Raw genomic sequence first — 17,930 nt, forward strand, 5'->3', positions numbered from 1 at the left:
TTAACCAAGTTTTACTTTTAAGATTTCATTCACTTTAGCAGGGTTAAATGCACCCTTACCTGCTTTCATCGCCTGACCAACAAAGAAGCCAAAAAGTTTATCTTTACCACTTTTATACTCAGCGACCTTATCTTCATTACTTGCTAAAATTTCATCAATGATCTTTTCAATCGCACCATCATCACTCACTTGTTTTAAACCAAGCTTGTCAATAGCTTCATCGATTTCAACTTCTGTATTTTCAAACACATAAGCTAAGATATCTTTACCCGCTTTAGCACTGATTACACCCTCTTCTATACGCTTGATCAAAATAGCTAATTTTTCTTGTTTTATAGGCGAGTTTTCTATAGTCAATTCGCCTTTTAAAAGCCCCATTAGTTCAGTTGTAAGCCAAGTAACACATAATTTTGGATTTAATTTTTGATCAATTAAATACTCAAAATATCTACAAAGCTCCAACGAAGATACAATCACTTCACTATCACTTTCTTTAATACCTAATTCACTTGTAAATCTAGCTTTTTTTTCATCAGGAAGTTCTGGTATATCTTGATTTAACATGTCATCTTCTAAGATAACTGGCAAAAGATCAGGATCAGGGAAATATCTATACTCTGCTGAATCTTCTTTACCTCTCATGCTTCTAGTTACTAAATTAACCGTATCAAATAATCTTGTTTCCTGTACAACCTCTTGTTCATATTTTCCATCCTCCCACGCTTCACTTTGGCGTTTTACTTCATATTCAATTGCTTTTTGGATAAAACGGAAGGAATTTAAATTTTTAATTTCAACTCTAGTGTAAAGTTTATCATCTCCTTTTGGACGAATACTTACATTTGCATCACATCGAAAACTACCCTCTTGCATATTTGCATCTGAAATATCTAAAAATCTTATAATAGAATGTAGTTTTTTTAAGTAAGCCACCGCCTCATCAGAACTTCTAAGTTCAGGCTCACTAACAATTTCAAGCAAAGGTGTTCCCGCTCTATTTAAATCAACTTTTGAAAAATTATTCTCGTGTATATTTTTTCCCGCATCTTCTTCTAAATGCGCTCTTGTGATACCTATGCGCTTATTTTCTCCATTTACATTGATCAATAACTCACCATTTTCCACTATAGGTATGTCAAATTGTGAAATTTGATAAGCTTTTGGCAAGTCAGGATAAAAATAATTTTTTCTATTAAAAATACTTTTTTTGTTGATTGTTGCATTAACTGCTTTGCCAAATGCAATAGCCTTTTTTACTGCTTCTTGATTTAACACAGGCAAAGCACCTGGTAAAGCTAAACATGTCGGACATACATTTGTATTTGATTTTTCTCCAAAAGAAGTTGCACATGAGCAAAAGATTTTTGTTTTTGTATTTAATTGTGCATGAACTTCAAGTCCTATAACAACTTCAAACATTAAATTTTTCCTTAATTTTTTTATTTATTTTAGCGTTTTTTATTTCAAAAAGAGTTTAAAAAAGAATAAAAGAAGTATACAAAAAATGAAAAAGCAAAATTATTTTGCTTTTTCATATATTAATGATGTTCATCAACTACAGTGGCGCCCGCAAGATAAACGTAAGTTAAAATCATAAAAATAAATGATTGCAAAAATGCCATAAAAGTAAGCAACATGTAAGCTGGCAATGGCGCAACCCAAGGTACAAGAGCTAAAATAACTGCTAAGAATAAATCATCTCCTTTGATATTACCAAACAAACGGAATGATAATGAAATAACTCTTGAAAAGTGGGAAACAACCTCAATAGGAAACATTAAAGGTGCTAAAATTTTTACAGGCCCCATAAAGTGAGCAAAATATTTAAAAAATCCTTGCGCTCTAATTCCTTCAAAGTGATAATACACAAATACAATAATCGCCAAAGAAGCACTAAAATTCAAACTAGCACTTGGAGCTTCAAAACCTGGTATAATCCCGATGATATTGCTAAAAAATACGATAAAACCTATGGTTGCAACTAATGGCAAATACTTTCTCGCAGCTTCATCGCTACCCATGGTGTCTCTACCCATACTTAAAATACCTTCCATATAGGCTTCAGCTAAATTTTGACTTCCTCTTGGAACAATTTGCATAGATCTTGTAGCAAGTTTTGCTAAAACCAAAGAAATCACAACTACTATAGCCAAATGAAAAAAGTAAGCAAAAGTGTGACTAGAATCTATAAAAGAACTAAATAAAAATAAATCCTTCATTAAAAATCCTTAGCAGAATAATTATTTCAAAGCTAATATTATAAAAAAAAATTGCTTATATTTTAATGAAAATTCATTTTATTCGCACAAAAATATCCACCCAAAATCGCACCCGTAAAACCGCCTCCAGGAAAAATAAAAGAATTTGCAAAATACAAATTTTCTATGCTTTTACTTTTATAATGCAGTCTATTTTTAGCACCTTCTTGATCTTGCGAAAAACCATAAATCGTGCCTTTATAAGCTTTAGTATATCTTTGTATAGTTTTTGGAGTAGCTAATTCTTTGTGGATTAGATGCGAACTTAAATTTGGAAAAATTTCATCTAATCTTTGAATAATAGAATTCAACACCTCTTCTTTTTTATTTTTATAAGTTTCTTTATCAAGATCCCATTCATCATAATTTGAACTAAAAGCCACAACACCTATATAGTATTTTTCTGATAAACCACTATCTATTTTAGAATAATTAATAAATGCCATTGGTCTTTGCTTAAAGTGAAGTGCTAGGATGTTGGTATTTTCATAAGAGCTATTTAAAAATTCCTCATCAAAAATAAAATTACAATAATCCATGTTTTTATAAATTTCAGAAATATTCTTATCATAAATAAAATAAGCGCTTACCAAAGAGCTAGCGCGTTTTTTAGATTCAATTGCTTTGATTTCATGGTCTAAGTTTAAATCTTTCAATAAATCTTTATAAACAATCAAAGGATCGCAATTTGCAATAATTTTTTGCGCATAAACCGTGTGAGTTTCATTTTTATGAGTATATTCTACTCCACATGCCTTATGATCTTGCGTGAGTATTTTTACCACTTCAGCCTTGGCTAAAACCTGCCCTTGATTTTCTTTGATAACTTCAGCTAAAGCATCACTTAAAGCCTGAGAACCGCCTTTAATATAAACCCCACCATCATAATAGTGCTTTTGCGCAATAGCATGATAAGAAAAGATAAATTCTTTACTATCATGATGATAATAACTCAAATTTGCATTCAGGATCTTTTTTAACTTGTCATTTTTAATATATGCATTTAAAACATCATATACTTTTTTATTTAAAATTTGGTTTTTTAAAAATATCCAAGAAGTTGTAAAAAGAAATAATAACAACTCATTTAGCTTTAAATCCCAAGGAAATCTTCGAATGGCATAAGCTTGCATCTTTATAGCTTTAAAATACTTATCAATACCTTTGTGTTCTTGTGGAAATTCTTGTTTTAAAGTCTCTTTTACCTTTTCTATGCCATGTGGTAAGGTTAGATTATAGTTTTTACTTTTGATACTCCATGCATTTGGCAAAGGCAAAATTTCAATTTTATCCTTTATACCAAGCTTCTCAAAAACCAAATGCTTCATATCGGTTGCAGCTTCACCTAGATCCATTTCATGTAATCCCGCATCTATCAAAGCACCTTTTCTTTTAAAGCAAGTAGCACAACCACCGATTAAAGAATGCTGCTCTAAAACCAAAACTTTTTTGCCATTTTTAGCCAAAAAAGCACCCGCACTTAAACCACCAAGCCCTGAGCCTATAACAATCACATCAAATTTTACATCCATTCTAAAACCTCACGTAATTCTTTGGCTATAAAACATTTTAAACCTGGTTCCTCCATAGGCTTAACTGGTACTATGGCGTTTTTAAATTTTTGCATTTTTGCTTCTTTTAAACGCACATCAAGTGAAAATACTTCTTTGATTTCACCATTTAAGCTAAGCTCTCCTATAAAAACACTATCTTTACTTAAAGGACGGTTTTTAAAACTAGAAATAATCGCTGCAACTACCGCTAGATCAGCTGCGGTTTCGCTGATTTTTACCCCACCACTTACATTAATAAAAACATCATAATGTCCTAAAGGAATTTCAAGCTTTCTCTCAAGCAAAGCTATAAGCATATCCAAACGATTTTTTTCATAGCCTGTTGCACTACGTTTTGGGTAAGCACTTTCACAAACTAAGGCTTGAATTTCTAACACCAAAGCTCTACTGCCCTCCATTACCACACTTAAAGCACTACCACTTACTGCCTTGCCACGAGTAAAAAATCGATTAGCTATATCTTTGGCGCTAATTAAACCCTTTGAGGTCATTTCAAAAATACCAACTTCAGCAATATTCCCAAAACGATTTTTAAAACCTCTTAAAATTCTTATTTCTTTATTAGCATCACCTTCAAAATAAAGCACTACATCTACCATGTGTTCTAAAATTCTAGGTCCTGCTATCGCCCCATCTTTGGTAATATGCCCTATGATAAAAGTACTAATATTATTTGCCTTAGAATAACGCATTAATTCAAAAGTAATCTCTCTCACCTGGGTAATGCTACCCGCAGCTGAAGTGATTTTGTTAGAATATAAAGTTTGTATAGAATCAATAATCAAAATTTCATAGTCTTTTTTAGAAAGCTCACTCAAAATATCTTCCAAACAAAGCTCTGTGAGCAAAAATAAATTTTCACAATTTGCATTCAAGCGATCTGCACGTAATTTAATTTGCGACTTACTCTCTTCACCACTTACATAAAGTACTTTTTTGCTACCTTTGGCTAGATTTGAAGCAATCTTTAGCAAAAGCGTAGATTTTCCAACTCCTGGGGAACCTCCTATCAATACTAAAGAGCCCACAACAAGCCCACCGCCTAAAACTAAATCAAGCTCATTATCATCAGTACTTATACGCGTAAAATTTTCTGCCACAACATCGTTAATACATACAGCAGAACTTGGAGTGTTTGAAGGTGAGTTTAGTTCTTTTAAAACTTTAATTTGTTCTTGCTTTAACTCAACAAAACTATCCCATGACCCACATTCAGGACATTTTCCAAGCCATTTACTCTGTTGATTTCCACAAGCTTGACATTCAAATAAAATATGTTTTTTAGCCATAAATTACGCAAAAATCTCTTCTACTAAAGTCTTAACATATTCTCTAGGATTAAACTCATGAATTTGTCCCAACTGCTCCCCTACTCCTACATACAAAATAGGAAGTTCAAGCTCTCTTGCTATACTAAACAAAGCTCCACCTTTAGCCGTTCCATCAAGCTTGGTAATCACCACTCCATCAAGCTTAACTAAATCATTAAAAGCTTTTGCTTGCAAAATTCCAGCTACACCTTGAGTACCATCAAGCACAAGAATTTTTCTATGAGGCGCCCCTTGCATAGCTTTGTCGCTAATTCGAACAATTTTTTCAAGTTCATTAGCAAGATTTTTTTGATTTTGCAAGCGTCCTGCAGTATCTAAAATAACTCTATCATAATTTTTAGATAAGCCTTTAGAAATAGCATCATATGCAACTGCTGAAGGATCATGTCCTTGCGAAGTAGCTATGATATCCATATCTAACTTTTGCGCCCATAATTTCAGCTGTTCGATTGCCCCTGCTCTAAAAGTATCGCAAGCTCCTAATATAACTTTTTCGCCATTTTCCTTATGCAAATGTGCCATTTTGGCAATACTTGTAGTTTTACCTACACCATTTACGCCTAAAATTAAATCCACAAAAGGCTTAGCATTAGCAAGTTCTGGCTTATCATAGATAAAATAAGTCCCCATAACGCGTTCTAAGTCAGCTTTTTTAACCTCATCACTTGGAGGAAGGTAGTAAATAATTTCTTCAACTATCTCATATGCCACATCAGCTTCTAAAAGCATTTCTTCTAACAAGTCTTTAGTAACAAGCTTATTAGAGGCCTTAACTAAATGAATACTTTCTAAAGTTTTTTTTAAACCGTTTTTTAAAAATCCCAACATTACATTATCGCTTTTTGTATATCTATATCTAACATTTCTTCAGGAATTAACCCTAAATACTCTTTAATCTTCTCGCCTTTTGCATTAAACAAAACCATTGTTGGCACAGCACTAACACTTAGTATCTTAGAAAAAGCAAAATTGCTCTCTCCTATGGCTACAGGAAAAATCATTTTCTCTGCTTGTATAAATTCTAACAATTCTTTTTCTTTATTTTCTTCCAAAGAAAGCGCTATAACTTCGAAGCGATCTTGGTATTTTTGATGCAACTTGTTTAAATGTGGAATTTCTGCCTTACAAGGTGCACACCATGTTGTAAAAAACAAAAACAACTTAGCTTTGGCAGTATCATCAAATTTAAAGTCTTGTTCGTGGTATTTAATATACATTTTTCTACCATCTAAAAATTTTAAAGTAAAGTCCGTATTTTCGCTTTGATTCAAACTTGCTATTTCAGTGTTTTCACTACTTGAGTTTTCATTCTCTTTAGAGCATGATGTAAAAAAAATCATAGCAAAAATTGCTAGTAAAATTTTAATCTTCAAGTCCTATCCTTATGATTTTTTAAGCTTAAAAGTATAACATAAAAAGTTAAAAAACTTAAGGATAGCCTTGATAAAAAATAATTTTAGAATAAAACAAAAATCTAGAATGAAATTAAGATTAAAATACCAATACAAAAGAGATTTTTCTGTATTTTTAGAAGTGAAAAAAATTCTACAAAAGCATAAAACCTGCAAAAATATACTTCTTTACATCCCTTTAAAATACGAAATCAATCTTTATAAATTCAGACATCTTTTAGCAAAAAAATATCAAATTTTCGTTCCATTTATGCAAGATAAAAGTTTAAAGGTAGTAAAATTAAGATTAACTCTTGATAAAAAGAGTTTTGGGGTATATGAGCCAAAAGATTCTTTTTTGCAAACTCGCATTGATGTTGCGATTATTCCTGTTATAGGAGTAGATGCAAATTTAGGAAGAATTGGTCATGGTCAAGGCTTTTACGATAGATTTTTTGAATCTATTTCTTATCAAAAACCCTTGGTGATTTTTACACAAATGTTAAACGCAAAGGGCGAAAAAGCTTTTAGCCAAGAACACGATGTAAAAGGAAATTTTTATATAAACCCTTATAAAAAATATTTTAGGAAAGTTAAAAACCATGATAGAAATACTAGTAGCATTAATAGCCGTTTTTATAGGCGGAGGGATTGGGTATGTAGTCGCTAAAAAGATTAACGATGCAAATTTCAACATCTTTTTAGAACAAGCAAAAGCAAAAGCAAAAGCCATAGAATACGAAGCCGAGCTTACGCTTAAAGATGCTAAAAATTCAGTAGCTGAAGCTGAATTTGCCGCTAAGAAAAAATTCGATGAAAAAATTCAAAAACTGCAAAAAGAACATTCGTTAAAGTTAGAAGAGTTGCACAAAAAAGAACAAAGTTTACACTATCAAGAAAAACTTCACGAAGAAAATAAAAACAAACTCATCAAAGAACAACAAGTCATCAAAGCATTGCATGAAGAAAACGATAATTTAAAACGTAACTACGAAGCAAAACTCAATGAGGTGTTAAAAATTCTTGAACACTCAGCAGGTCTTACACAAGAAGAAGCAAGAGCTATAGTCTTACAAAAGGTTGAAGAAAACTCAAGAGCTGAAATCGCACATATTGTAAGAAAACACGAAGAAGAAGCAAGAAATGAATCTAAAAGAAGAGCTAATTTCATTCTAGCACAAGCTACTTCAAGATTTGCAGGAGAATTTGCCGCTGAAAGACTGATCAATGTGGTTAATATTAAAAACGATGAACTAAAAGGGCGTATTATAGGCAAAGAAGGCCGTAATGTCAAAACATTAGAAATGGTTTTAGGAGTTGATATCATCATTGATGATACACCAGGAGCGATTATTGTAAGCTGTTTTAATCTCTATAGACGCGCCATAGCTACAAAGGTGATTGAACTTTTAGTAGAAGATGGAAGAATACAACCTGCAAAAATAGAAGAAATTCATGAAAAAGTTTGTAAAGAATTTGATGATAGTATTTTAGAAGAAGGTCAAACTATCGTAATGGATCTAGGTTTAAATCAAATTCACCCTGAAATTGTAAAACTAATAGGAAAACTAAGATATAGAGCAAGTTATGGACAAAATGCGCTAGCACATTCTTTAGAAGTAGCACACTTAGCAGGAATCATAGCTGCAGAATGCGGTGGAGATGAAAAACTAGCAAGAAGAGCGGGAATTTTACATGATATTGGCAAAGCATTAACCCATGAATTTGAAGGCTCGCATGTGGATTTAGGAGCTGAACTTTGCAAAAGATATAAAGAGCACCCTGTAGTCATCAATGCTATTTATGCCCACCATGGACACGAAGAAGCAACGAGTATAGAATCTGCCGCAGTTTGCACAGCTGACACATTAAGCGCTGCGCGTCCTGGTGCAAGACGTGAAGTACTTGAAGCATTCTTAAAAAGAGTAAGCGAACTTGAAGATATAGCAAAAAGCAAAGAAGGTGTTAAAAAAGCTTATGCAATCAATGCCGGTAGAGAAATTAGAGTTATCGTAAATGCCAAATTAGTCAATGATGATGAGTCTGTACTTTTAGCAAAAGAAATCGCCCAAGAAATCGAAGAAAAAGTACAATATCCTGGTGAAATTAAAGTCAATGTCATCAGAGAACTTAGAGCTATTGATTTTGCAAAATAAGGCCACTCATGCAAGAAATGATAAATAATCTTAGCACTTATGGCTATTTGATTTTATTTTTTTATTCATTTGGCGGCGGTATGGTGGCCATACTTGCTGCGGGTGTACTTTGTGCAAGCTCTACTAAGCTTGATTTGCACTGGTGTATTTTTTTAGCTTTCTTAGCTAATACCATAGGCTCGACCTTGCTTTTTATTTTAGGTAAATATTATAAAAAAGATATTATGCCTTATTTTAAAAATCACCGAAGAAAAATAGCCCTAGCCATGATGAAAATAAAAAAATACGGTGATATACTCTTAGTGGTGCAAAAATTTATCTATGGGGTAAAAACCATCATTCCTATCGCGGCGGGACTTTGTAAATTTAGCTTTATAAGATTTTTCATCATCAATACTTTAGCAAGTTTAATTTGGGCTATCGCCTTAGGATATGCTGGTTTTATTTTTGGTAACACTTTAAAAGAAGCTTTTGAAGTATTTTCAAACTATCCTTATATCGCACCTGCTTTTATAATCACTTTAATTTTTATTATATGGTTATATTTATCACGTTTTTCTAAGAAAAAATGATTTTTCAATTCTCTATAAAACACCCTTATAGAGAATTTTTGATTTTATTATCGTGTTTTTTGATCATTTTTAGTCTAAATCTTATTTATGAGTATAAAAAATATCAAAATTTTAAACTTAGTAAGCATTTGCTATTAAAAGACAACACTGTTTTATCTTACTACCCAAAAAGCAACAAAAAAGGTAAAAAATACCATGTAATAAAACTTAAAAATTCGGAATTTATTTTTTACACCACAAGTTTTAAGGATCTTAACCTAAGTCAAAACGACACGATTCATCTTAGAATTATTACCAAAAATATCAGCTTCAAAGAGTATCTAAGTAAAAGTTTTTTTGCGCCAAGTTATGGTTGGATTAAAAGTCAAAACAAAAAAGAAAAAGCTATTGTGGAGTATTTTCTCCATCAACATACAAATGAAAAAATTAAAGAATTCTATGGGGCTTTATTTTTTGCCAAAGGCATATCAAATGAACTTAGAAATGATGTGAATTTTTACAATATTGCTCATTTAATTGCAATTAGTGGATACCATTTAGGGTTGTTATTTGGATTTTGTTTTTTCATTCTTGCTCCGCTGTATGCTTTTTTTCACAAGCGGTATTTTCCTTACAGAAGCTTAAAACTTGATCTTAGCATTATTGCTTTTTCACTTTTATTTTTATATGCTTTTTTAATCGACTTTAGCCCTTCTTATATAAGAGCTTTGCTTATGAGTCTTTTTGCCTTTTATCTTTATAGCAAACATATCAAAATACTAAGCTTTAAATTTTTGTTTTTAAGTGTGGCGTTTTGTGTGAGTATCTTTCCAAAACTACTTTTTAGTATAGGATTTTTATTTTCTATTTTAGGTGTTTTTTATATTTATTTATATTTTCATCATTTTAAAAGTTATTTTTCAAACTTTACTCATGCTGTTTTAATTAATATTTGGACCTTTCTTGCTATGATTATCCCTGTATTACATTTCTTTCCTTTGTTGAGTTTTCAGCAGTTTTTAGCCATACCACTTAGCTTGGCTTTTATTGTTTTTTATCCACTTAGTTTACTTTTACATGTTTTCTCTTATGGGAATTTGCTAGATATATTGTTGTTGTATTTTTTTGAATTTAAAATGCCTAGTGTCAATTTTCCTATTTCATCGACTTATTATATAGTCTATTTGGTTTTATCCTTAATGAGTATTTTTTCTAGATACCTAGCTCTTTTTGTAGTTTCTCTTGGGTTTATTCCCTTTGTTTTCTTGATTTAAAAACAAATACGTTTTCAAGCCTAAAAGATAAATAATCCAAGAAATATAAATCCACAAAAAGAAAAATAAAATCACCGAGAAAGAACCATACACATTTAAATAAGTCTTATTATACACCGCATAATAAACAAATACCATTTTAGAAATATACCAAATCACAGAAGCACCAAAAGAGCTAACAAGCAAAGCTTTTAAATCCCCTTTCTTGCTAACCGAACTTGAATAAGATACAAAAAATAAAGCCCAAATAATCACATAAGGCAATACCTCAAAAAAATTCAAAGTAATATTAAATTCATCTAAAGTTTGTTGTATAAAACCTGAGATATAAAAACTCACTCCAAGCCCAAGTGGAGTTAAAGTTGCCAAAGTCCAATAAGAACTAATACTATGCCAAAGACTTTTTGAATCTTCTTGCAAAAGCTTGTTGATCACATAATCATAACCTGAAAAAAACGCCAACGAAGTCAATGCCATAGCCAAAAGCCCGATCAGCCCTAAATTGACACTGTTTTTTAAAAAAGTGTTGATGTATTGTGTAATCAAATCTTGCTGTGTTGGAATCAAAAAAGTGAAAATTAAATTTTTAATTTTTTCTTGATAAATTTCAAAACTCGGAATTTGCGTAAAAACCCAAAAACATAAAAATAAAAGTGGTATTAACGACAAAATCGTATAAAAACTTAAAGCTGCTGCATAATTTAAAATTTCTTTATCTCTTAGCGCAAAAAGAATTTTGATTATGTTTTTAAAAGTCATCAAAGTCCCATTTTGAAAGGATTAAGTATATTATTTGGATCAAATGCCTTTTTGATATTTCTCATTAGCTCCATTTCAGCTTCATTAAAGGCTAGTTTCATAAAAGGAGCTTTTGAAATTCCTATGCCATGCTCTCCACTTAAAGTCCCACCCAAAGAAACCGTAAGCTTAAAAACTTCCTCCACAGCTTCATAGCCTTTTTTAACTAATTCAGGATTGTTTTTATCACTTACCATAACATTTGTATGCACATTTCCATCACCAGTATGCCCAAAACAAGGAATTTTAAAACCATATTTTTTAGAAATTTCGCTTATACCTTTTAAAAGCTCTGGTAGTTTTGAACGCGGCACTGTAATATCTTCATTAAGCTTTAAATTGCCATACATTGCTATACTTTGAGAACAGTTTCTTCTAGCAAACCAAATATCAGCTGCTTCTTGCTCATTTTTCGCTATTTTAAATTCTCTTACACCTGATTCATAAAAACTTTCTTGTAGGATTTTAAGATCTGCTTCTATGGCTTCTTCCACATTACCATCTACATCAGCAATCAAAATCGCACCCGCATCCATTGGCAAGCCTTTTTGAAATTTTTGCTCTAATGCTTGTATACTAAGTTGATCTAAAAATTCCATAGAAACAGGTGTAACGCCTTTAGCTAAGGTTTTATAAACCGCATTCATAGCTTCATCAATGCTATTAAAAATTCCCATTGCGGTTTTTTTAAATTTTGGCAAAGCGACTAACTTTAAAGTAATCTCACTAAGTACAGCTAAAGAACCTTCACTTGCGATTAAAATTCCAGCAAGATTATATCCTGCCACATCTTTTATGGTTTTTTTGCCCGCTCTAATAATTTCTCCATTAGGTAAAACCGCCCTTAAAGCCATTACATAATCTTTGGTGATACCATACTTAGCAGCCCTCATACCGCCCGCATTTTCACTTACATTTCCCCCTAAAGAAGAATATTCCATGCTCGCAGGATCAGGTGGATAAAATAAACCGTATTCTTTTGCTTTTTCCTGCAAAGCCATATTAATCACACCAGGTTGCACTACTGCGACTAAATTTTCAAGATCAATTTCTAAAATTTTGTTCATATGCTTTTCAAAACTTAGCACTACTCCACCATTAATAGCCAAGCTTCCACCGGTAAAACCACTACCTGAACCCCTAGGGATCACTATGATTTTATTTTCATTACAATATTTTAAAATTTGACTGATATCATTTTCATCTCTTGGAAAAAGCACCCCATCAGGCAAATAATGTTTTTTGGTAGCATCATAACTATACGCTCTTTTATGAATAGGGTCAAAGTATGCGTTTTCAACTCCTAAAAGATCTTGAAAAAATTTTTGGTGAATTTCTTGCATTATTTTTCTCTAGTTAAGCTAATCAATTTTTCATAATATATATAATAATTTCCAATTGCCTCATCATTTAAACTAAAAATATCGCTTTTGTAGCCTGTGATTCTTGAGTAAAATGGTATCTGCAAACTTTTTGCCGGCGGAATGCTAAATTCTTCAATCTTGCCAAAATCTTGACAATCAACTACTTCAGCTCTTTTTTCCAAAGCCACCACCAAAAGCCCAACTGCATTTTTAGAACAAAAAGATCTAAAGTCTGATCTTCTTGGTGTTTGGCGGTATTCTTGTATCATATGCGCGCCAAACAAATCAGGATGAACAAAATAAATTCCATTCATTTTATGTGCTACAAAATCATATACACTTTTATCAGGAGCAATAATCAAAGCTCTATCGTATAAATAATTTAAAACAATCTTATCACCAACTTGCGGTAACACATTTGGCAAAGGCATAGCATCTTGAGCTAGCATGTCAAAAACTTTAAACTGTAATTTAACATAACCATTTTCACGCCCGATCACACTAACTCTTGCAATGATAGATTTTTGCGTATCAATCTCATGCACTACAATACCACTTGAATATAATAAAATTCTAGGATCATCTTTGACATAGCCGTAAATATCATCAACTTTTTCAAGTTTTGTTTGTATCAAATCAAAATTTTTAGCTTGTAAAAATGCTAAAAAACAACAAAGCAATAAAATAATTCTTGACAATTTATACTCCTTAAAAATGTCTAAAAATTAAATTATATTGTTTTTTCCTTACAAAATTGTAAGAAAAATTAAGTAAAATACAAATTTATGTTTAAATTTTAGAAGGCTTAAAATATCATGAAAAAAATTTTTATAACTTTACTTATTTCAATGAAACTTTTTGCTATTTCAAGTATCGAAGAACTTTCTTGGGAAAATGGCAAAACTTTACTTGATTTTTTACAAGATCATTCTATACCACTTAATTTATATTATAATCTTGATGCTGAAGACAAAGAGCTAAGTGCAGAAATTGCAAGTGGTATTAAATACCAAATGCTAAAAGACGAGCAAGGTCAACTTGAGCAAGTTTTAATCCCCATTAGCGATGATTTGCAAATTCACATTTATAAAAATACAGATAATAAATTCGTATTAAGCTTCACACCTATTTCTTACACTAAAGAAAAAAGAACCTTACGTGTTGCTATTAATAATTCAGCATATCAAGATGTATATGATGAAAGCGGTAGTGTAACTTTGGCTAGAGCTATGGTGCGTGCATTTAAAAATACCGTTAATTTTAAAAATGTTAGAAAAGGCGATAGTGTTGTTTTGATTTATGAACAAAAAAGAAGACTAGGAAAGCTTTTTGGTGATATCAACATCCATGCGGCTTTAGCTAACATCAGAGGCAAAGAGTATTCGGTATTTTTATACAAAGACTCTTATTATAATGCACAGGGAAAAGAGCTTGAAAATTTCTTCTTAACCAAACCTGTGAAATATACAAGAATTTCAGATCGTTTTACAAGAGCAAGATACCATCCTATCTTAAAACGATATAGAGCGCACTTGGGTATTGACTATGCTGCACCAACAGGCACTCCGGTTAAAAGCGCGGGAGATGGGGTTGTAAGTTTTGTTGGAACCAAAGGTGGCTATGGCAAGGTAGTGCAAGTTAAACATATGTCAGGTTATATGACTTTATATGCTCATCTTAGTCGCTTTGCTAAAATCAAGCGGGGTCAAAAAGTCAAACAAGGACAAGTGATCGCCTATGTAGGTTCTACAGGTTTAAGCACGGGTCCACATTTGCATTTTGGACTTTATCTTAATAATAAAGCAATCAATCCTGAAACTATTGTAAAAATTCCAAAATCAAGCCTAAGCGGAAAAAATAAAGAAGAATTCCTAAAAATGGCAAGAGCTTATGAAAAACGTTTACAAAGTGTAGATGAAAACTATCAAAATCCACCTAAAGAACAAAATATAGAAAATTCCATGGAGCTTTGAGATGAATGAATTTTTAGAAGCACAAGAACTTATAAACACTTCTAAAGATCAAAGCACCTATGAAATCAATGAAGCACTAAAAACTATCAAAAGATATGATGAAGAACTTTATCTTCAAACCCTCAAATCTTTTGATACACTCACTTTAGCAAATGTAGCAACCATCACACCTGATCACATCTTAGAGGATATTTTAGAATATTTAAGCATTATTAAAATAGCTAAAGCAGTTGAAGAACTTGAAAGTGATGATGCAACTGACTTGATCAAACGCTTTGAAGAACTTAATCTTGAAAAAACTCTTGCTATCTTAAACCGCTTAAGTTCTGAAGATAAGGAAGAAATTCTACGTCTTAAGAATTATGATGAAAATACTGCGGGCGCTTACATGCAAACAGAAATTTTTACCGCTTCTATTGATGAGAGTATAGAAAAAGCGATAAAAAGATATAGAATTTTAAAACATACAGGTCAAGTAGATCAAATTTTTCAAGTTTACATCATCGATGGCCACGGAAAACTTTGCAATGCGATCAACCTAAGCGATCTTTTACTTTGGGATTTTAAACTTAGTTTTGCCGATATCATTAAGAACAATAGCGAAAAGTATAAAAGCTACAGTATTAAAGATCACGAAGATATACAAAAAGCTATTGATTTAGTAGAAGATTATGACTTAAGTGTTTTAGCGGTTGTAAATGATGATGGAGTACTTTTAGGTAGAATTACCTATGATGATATCCATGATTTGATCCAAGAAAATGCAACAGAGCAAATTTATAACTTAGCCGGAGTTGATGAGGATGCTGAAGAAGAAAGCGCCTTTAAAGCAGCCAAGGCAAGAGCATTTTGGTTGATGATTAATCTTACCACTTCTTTAATATCTGCCAATATCATTAGTCTTTTTTCGGGAGAGATCGAGCAACTTGTAGCCTTGGCGGTGCTAATGCCAATCGTAGCTTCCATGGGAGGCAATACCGGCTCACAAGCTTTAGCTGTAACCGTTAGAAAGCTTTCACTTAATGAAGTCGAATTTAAAGATGCAAAAAAGGTTATCTTAAGAGAAAGTGGAATTTCTTTGCTAAATGGTTTGGTATTTGCAAGTATTATGAGTATCATAGCTTTTATATGGTTTAAAACCGCTCTTTTGGGGCTTGTGATAGCCCTATCAATGCTAATTAACCTAGCCTTGGCAGGTTTTGTAGGGTCCTTTGTGCCATTGACATTGAAAAAATTTAAAATTGATCCTGCAGTAGGTTCAAGTGTAGTGATCACAGCTATCACAGATGGATTAGGATTTTTTAGCTTTTTACTTTTAGCTAAAATGATACTACTATAAAAAAAGGAGGAGCATGCCATACATTAGCTACAAAGGACAAGAAATCAAACTCATAGGAGATGATTTAGAAGTTGGCGATCGCGCTCCAAGGCTTACATTAAGAACTAAAAATCTCGCTCCTGTAGAAATAGCACCCCCTGGAAAAACTCAAATTTTACTAAGTTTTCCTAGTTTGGATACTCAAGTATGTTCAAGACAAGCCAAAGAAACCAACAAAAGACTAGCTTCTATGAAAAATGTTGAAGTGATTATTATTAGCATGGACTTACCCTTTGCTATGGATCGTTTTTGTGCAACTGAAGGGATTGATGGCATTATCGTTGCAAGTGATTTTGCCTTTAAAGATTTTGGTAAAAACTATGGGGTGTTAATAGACAATAGTATATTTGCAGGTCTTCTAGCAAGATCTGCTTTTGTGATTAAAGATGGCGAGGTTGTTTATAAACAACTAGTTGAAGAATTGATGGGAAAAATTGACTTTAATGACTTGGAGCTTTTTATGCATAAAAGTTATGGTTACTCTTTGAATTAACCTTCAAAGTTTGTAACCACAAAATCTTCTTTTGGTGCTTCAATAAAACACGACTTTTCTTTTAAGAAAAGCAAATCCACATGTCCTACTGGTCCATTTCTATTTTTTCCTATAATAAGCTCAGCCTTTTCTTGCACAGGATTTGGCATAAATTTCCTCTCATAGGTCTTGCCTTCATTTTTGGCTTTATTTTCTCTTTCTTTTTCTTCTTGTTCTCTATAAACCTCATCTCTATAAACAAACAAAATCGTATCCGCATCTTGCTCGATAGCACCACTTTCTCTTAAATCACTAAGCATAGGACGCTTGTTAGCCCTACTTTCCAATGAACGATTTAATTGCGAAAGCGCAACCACTGGCATATTTAGTTCTCTTGCTAAAAGCTTCAAACCTCTTGAAATTTCACTCACTTGTAAATGCCTATCATTAAAAGCTGAATTACTCATCATAAGACCGATATAATCAACTACGCAAAGTTCAATGCTTTCATCTTGAGCTTTAATCTTGCGTAAAATCGAACGGATATCTGCTATGCTAGCATAGCCACTATCGTAAATATAAAGATTTTTTTGCGCATATTCATTGCACGCATCTCCTAATCTACTCCATTCATCATCATTTAAATCTGCAATGAGAATTTTTTGCAAAGGAATGGAAGTTTTTGCACTGATTAATCTTTGCATGATTTGCGTAGCAGGCATTTCTAGCGAAAACATTACAACGCCTTTATTTTGCCTAAGCGTTTTTTCTATAAAATTAAGACAAATAGTTGTCTTACCCATACCCGGGCGCGCTGCGATGATGACAAGATCACCAGGCTTAAAACCTTTAGTCATTTTATTCAGTTCACTAAAACCCGTATCAAGTCCTAAAATATCTTTATTTTCAGCTTCTTTTTGTTTTTTAAATTCTTCCATCAACTCTGACATAACAACAGTCATATCTTTGATACTATTGCTATTTACACGATTGGTAAGATTAAAAATTTCTTTGCCTATTTCATCTGAAATTTGAGAAATACTTTTATCTTCATTTACCCTTGAAGGTATAGTGTAGGCAAAATTTAAAAGCTGACGTCTAATGGATTTTTCTCTAAGCTCATAAGCATATTTACTTACATCTGCGATAGAAGTCGTGGCTAAAACTTCACTTAAAATTTGCTCATCAACTTTTTTATGTTTTCTAATAAAACTTGCGCTTATAGGCTCACCCGCATTCACACAAGCTAAAATCGCTTTATAAATATCCTGATGAGCTTTAAGCGAGAAATCATTGATTTCAATATCTGAAGAAATACTAAAAAAAGAATCTTCGCTATAAATACAAGAGCTTAAAATCGCTCTTTCAAGATCCAAATCAAAATGCTCATTATTTTGACTCATACATACT

The 17,930-nt window shown here is 32.2% G+C and carries 17 protein-coding genes; 7 read left to right on the forward strand and 10 right to left on the reverse strand.

The window, feature by feature from the left end; translation table 11 throughout:
- The 6 genes from gatB to A0083_RS06325 all read right to left on the reverse strand — a co-directional run bounded on the left by gatB (position 1) and on the right by A0083_RS06325 (position 6,536).
- Complete coding sequence (gene gatB / locus A0083_RS06300; protein WP_197552862.1) at positions 1–1,419, reverse strand: Asp-tRNA(Asn)/Glu-tRNA(Gln) amidotransferase subunit GatB; 1,419 nt, start codon at positions 1,417–1,419, stop codon at positions 1–3.
- A gap of 119 nt (positions 1,420–1,538) precedes the next feature.
- Positions 1,539–2,219: a F0F1 ATP synthase subunit A gene (locus A0083_RS06305; RefSeq protein WP_197552864.1), complete on the reverse strand. Its 681-nt coding sequence runs from the start codon at positions 2,217–2,219 to the stop codon at positions 1,539–1,541.
- 62 nt (positions 2,220–2,281) lie between these two features.
- Complete coding sequence (locus A0083_RS06310; RefSeq protein WP_197552866.1) at positions 2,282–3,790, reverse strand: phytoene desaturase family protein; 1,509 nt, start codon at positions 3,788–3,790, stop codon at positions 2,282–2,284.
- The gene (gene radA / locus A0083_RS06315; RefSeq protein ID WP_197552868.1) at positions 3,781–5,121 is read right to left on the reverse strand and encodes a DNA repair protein RadA; all 1,341 of its coding nucleotides are present in this window, start codon (positions 5,119–5,121) and stop codon (positions 3,781–3,783) included. The genes A0083_RS06310 and radA overlap by 10 nt, the downstream gene beginning before the upstream one ends.
- 3 nt (positions 5,122–5,124) lie before the next feature.
- Entirely contained in the window at positions 5,125–5,991 is an 867-nt protein-coding gene (ftsY, locus tag A0083_RS06320) for a signal recognition particle-docking protein FtsY (RefSeq protein ID WP_197552870.1), read from the reverse strand.
- Positions 5,991–6,536: a TlpA family protein disulfide reductase gene (locus A0083_RS06325; RefSeq protein ID WP_120759873.1), complete on the reverse strand. Its 546-nt coding sequence runs from the start codon at positions 6,534–6,536 to the stop codon at positions 5,991–5,993. Before A0083_RS06325 ends, ftsY begins: the two co-directional genes overlap by 1 nt.
- A 67-nt stretch (positions 6,537–6,603) precedes the next feature.
- Between A0083_RS06325 and A0083_RS06330 the strand changes: the two genes are divergently transcribed.
- The 4 genes from A0083_RS06330 to A0083_RS06345 are packed head-to-tail and all read left to right on the forward strand — an operon-like array spanning position 6,604 to position 10,535.
- The gene (locus A0083_RS06330; RefSeq protein ID WP_197552872.1) at positions 6,604–7,224 is read left to right on the forward strand and encodes a 5-formyltetrahydrofolate cyclo-ligase; all 621 of its coding nucleotides are present in this window, start codon (positions 6,604–6,606) and stop codon (positions 7,222–7,224) included.
- On the forward strand, positions 7,157–8,710 hold the full coding sequence (gene rny, locus A0083_RS06335; RefSeq protein ID WP_120759877.1) for a ribonuclease Y: 1,554 nt from the start codon (positions 7,157–7,159) through the stop codon (positions 8,708–8,710). Before A0083_RS06330 ends, rny begins: the two co-directional genes overlap by 68 nt.
- 8 nt (positions 8,711–8,718) lie before the next feature.
- Positions 8,719–9,282: a DedA family protein gene (locus A0083_RS06340; protein ID WP_120759878.1), complete on the forward strand. Its 564-nt coding sequence runs from the start codon at positions 8,719–8,721 to the stop codon at positions 9,280–9,282.
- The gene (locus A0083_RS06345) at positions 9,279–10,535 is read left to right on the forward strand and encodes a ComEC/Rec2 family competence protein (protein ID WP_197552874.1); all 1,257 of its coding nucleotides are present in this window, start codon (positions 9,279–9,281) and stop codon (positions 10,533–10,535) included. The genes A0083_RS06340 and A0083_RS06345 overlap by 4 nt, the downstream gene beginning before the upstream one ends.
- On the opposite strand, the gene A0083_RS06350 is transcribed toward A0083_RS06345, so the two are convergent.
- From A0083_RS06350 to A0083_RS06360, 3 genes are read right to left on the reverse strand one after another with little or no spacing between them, the layout of a single operon-like run.
- Positions 10,482–11,294 (reverse strand): YihY/virulence factor BrkB family protein, encoded by an 813-nt coding sequence (locus tag A0083_RS06350; protein ID WP_197552876.1) that lies wholly within the window; start codon positions 11,292–11,294, stop codon positions 10,482–10,484. The two genes, A0083_RS06345 and A0083_RS06350, sit on opposite strands and share 54 nt — an antisense overlap.
- Positions 11,294–12,676 carry an FAD-linked oxidase C-terminal domain-containing protein gene (locus A0083_RS06355; protein WP_197552878.1) on the reverse strand — a complete coding sequence of 461 codons (1,383 nt, stop codon included), beginning with the start codon at positions 12,674–12,676 and terminating at the stop codon, positions 11,294–11,296. The genes A0083_RS06350 and A0083_RS06355 overlap by 1 nt, the downstream gene beginning before the upstream one ends.
- Positions 12,676–13,386 (reverse strand): plasminogen-binding N-terminal domain-containing protein, encoded by a 711-nt coding sequence (locus A0083_RS06360; protein ID WP_442861594.1) that lies wholly within the window; start codon positions 13,384–13,386, stop codon positions 12,676–12,678. Before A0083_RS06360 ends, A0083_RS06355 begins: the two co-directional genes overlap by 1 nt.
- Before the next feature lie 126 nt (positions 13,387–13,512).
- Between A0083_RS06360 and A0083_RS06365 the strand changes: the two genes are divergently transcribed.
- From A0083_RS06365 to tpx, 3 genes are read left to right on the forward strand one after another with little or no spacing between them, the layout of a single operon-like run.
- Complete coding sequence (locus A0083_RS06365) at positions 13,513–14,670, forward strand: M23 family metallopeptidase (RefSeq protein WP_120759888.1); 1,158 nt, start codon at positions 13,513–13,515, stop codon at positions 14,668–14,670.
- 1 nt (position 14,671) lies between these two features.
- Positions 14,672–16,009, forward strand: coding sequence for a magnesium transporter (gene mgtE, locus A0083_RS06370; protein ID WP_197552880.1), 1,338 nt, complete (start codon positions 14,672–14,674; stop codon positions 16,007–16,009).
- Between the two features lie 13 nt (positions 16,010–16,022).
- Positions 16,023–16,541, forward strand: coding sequence for a thiol peroxidase (tpx, locus tag A0083_RS06375; RefSeq protein WP_120759891.1), 519 nt, complete (start codon positions 16,023–16,025; stop codon positions 16,539–16,541).
- Here the strand turns inward: tpx and A0083_RS06380 are convergent.
- Positions 16,538–17,923 carry a replicative DNA helicase gene (locus tag A0083_RS06380; RefSeq protein WP_120759893.1) on the reverse strand — a complete coding sequence of 462 codons (1,386 nt, stop codon included), beginning with the start codon at positions 17,921–17,923 and terminating at the stop codon, positions 16,538–16,540. The genes tpx and A0083_RS06380 overlap by 4 nt on opposite strands.
- Between the last annotated feature and the right edge of the window lie 7 nt (positions 17,924–17,930).

The sequence above is a fragment of the Campylobacter sp. 2014D-0216 genome (genome assembly GCF_014931215.1).
In the GTDB taxonomy this organism is placed as follows: domain Bacteria; phylum Campylobacterota; class Campylobacteria; order Campylobacterales; family Campylobacteraceae; genus Campylobacter_D.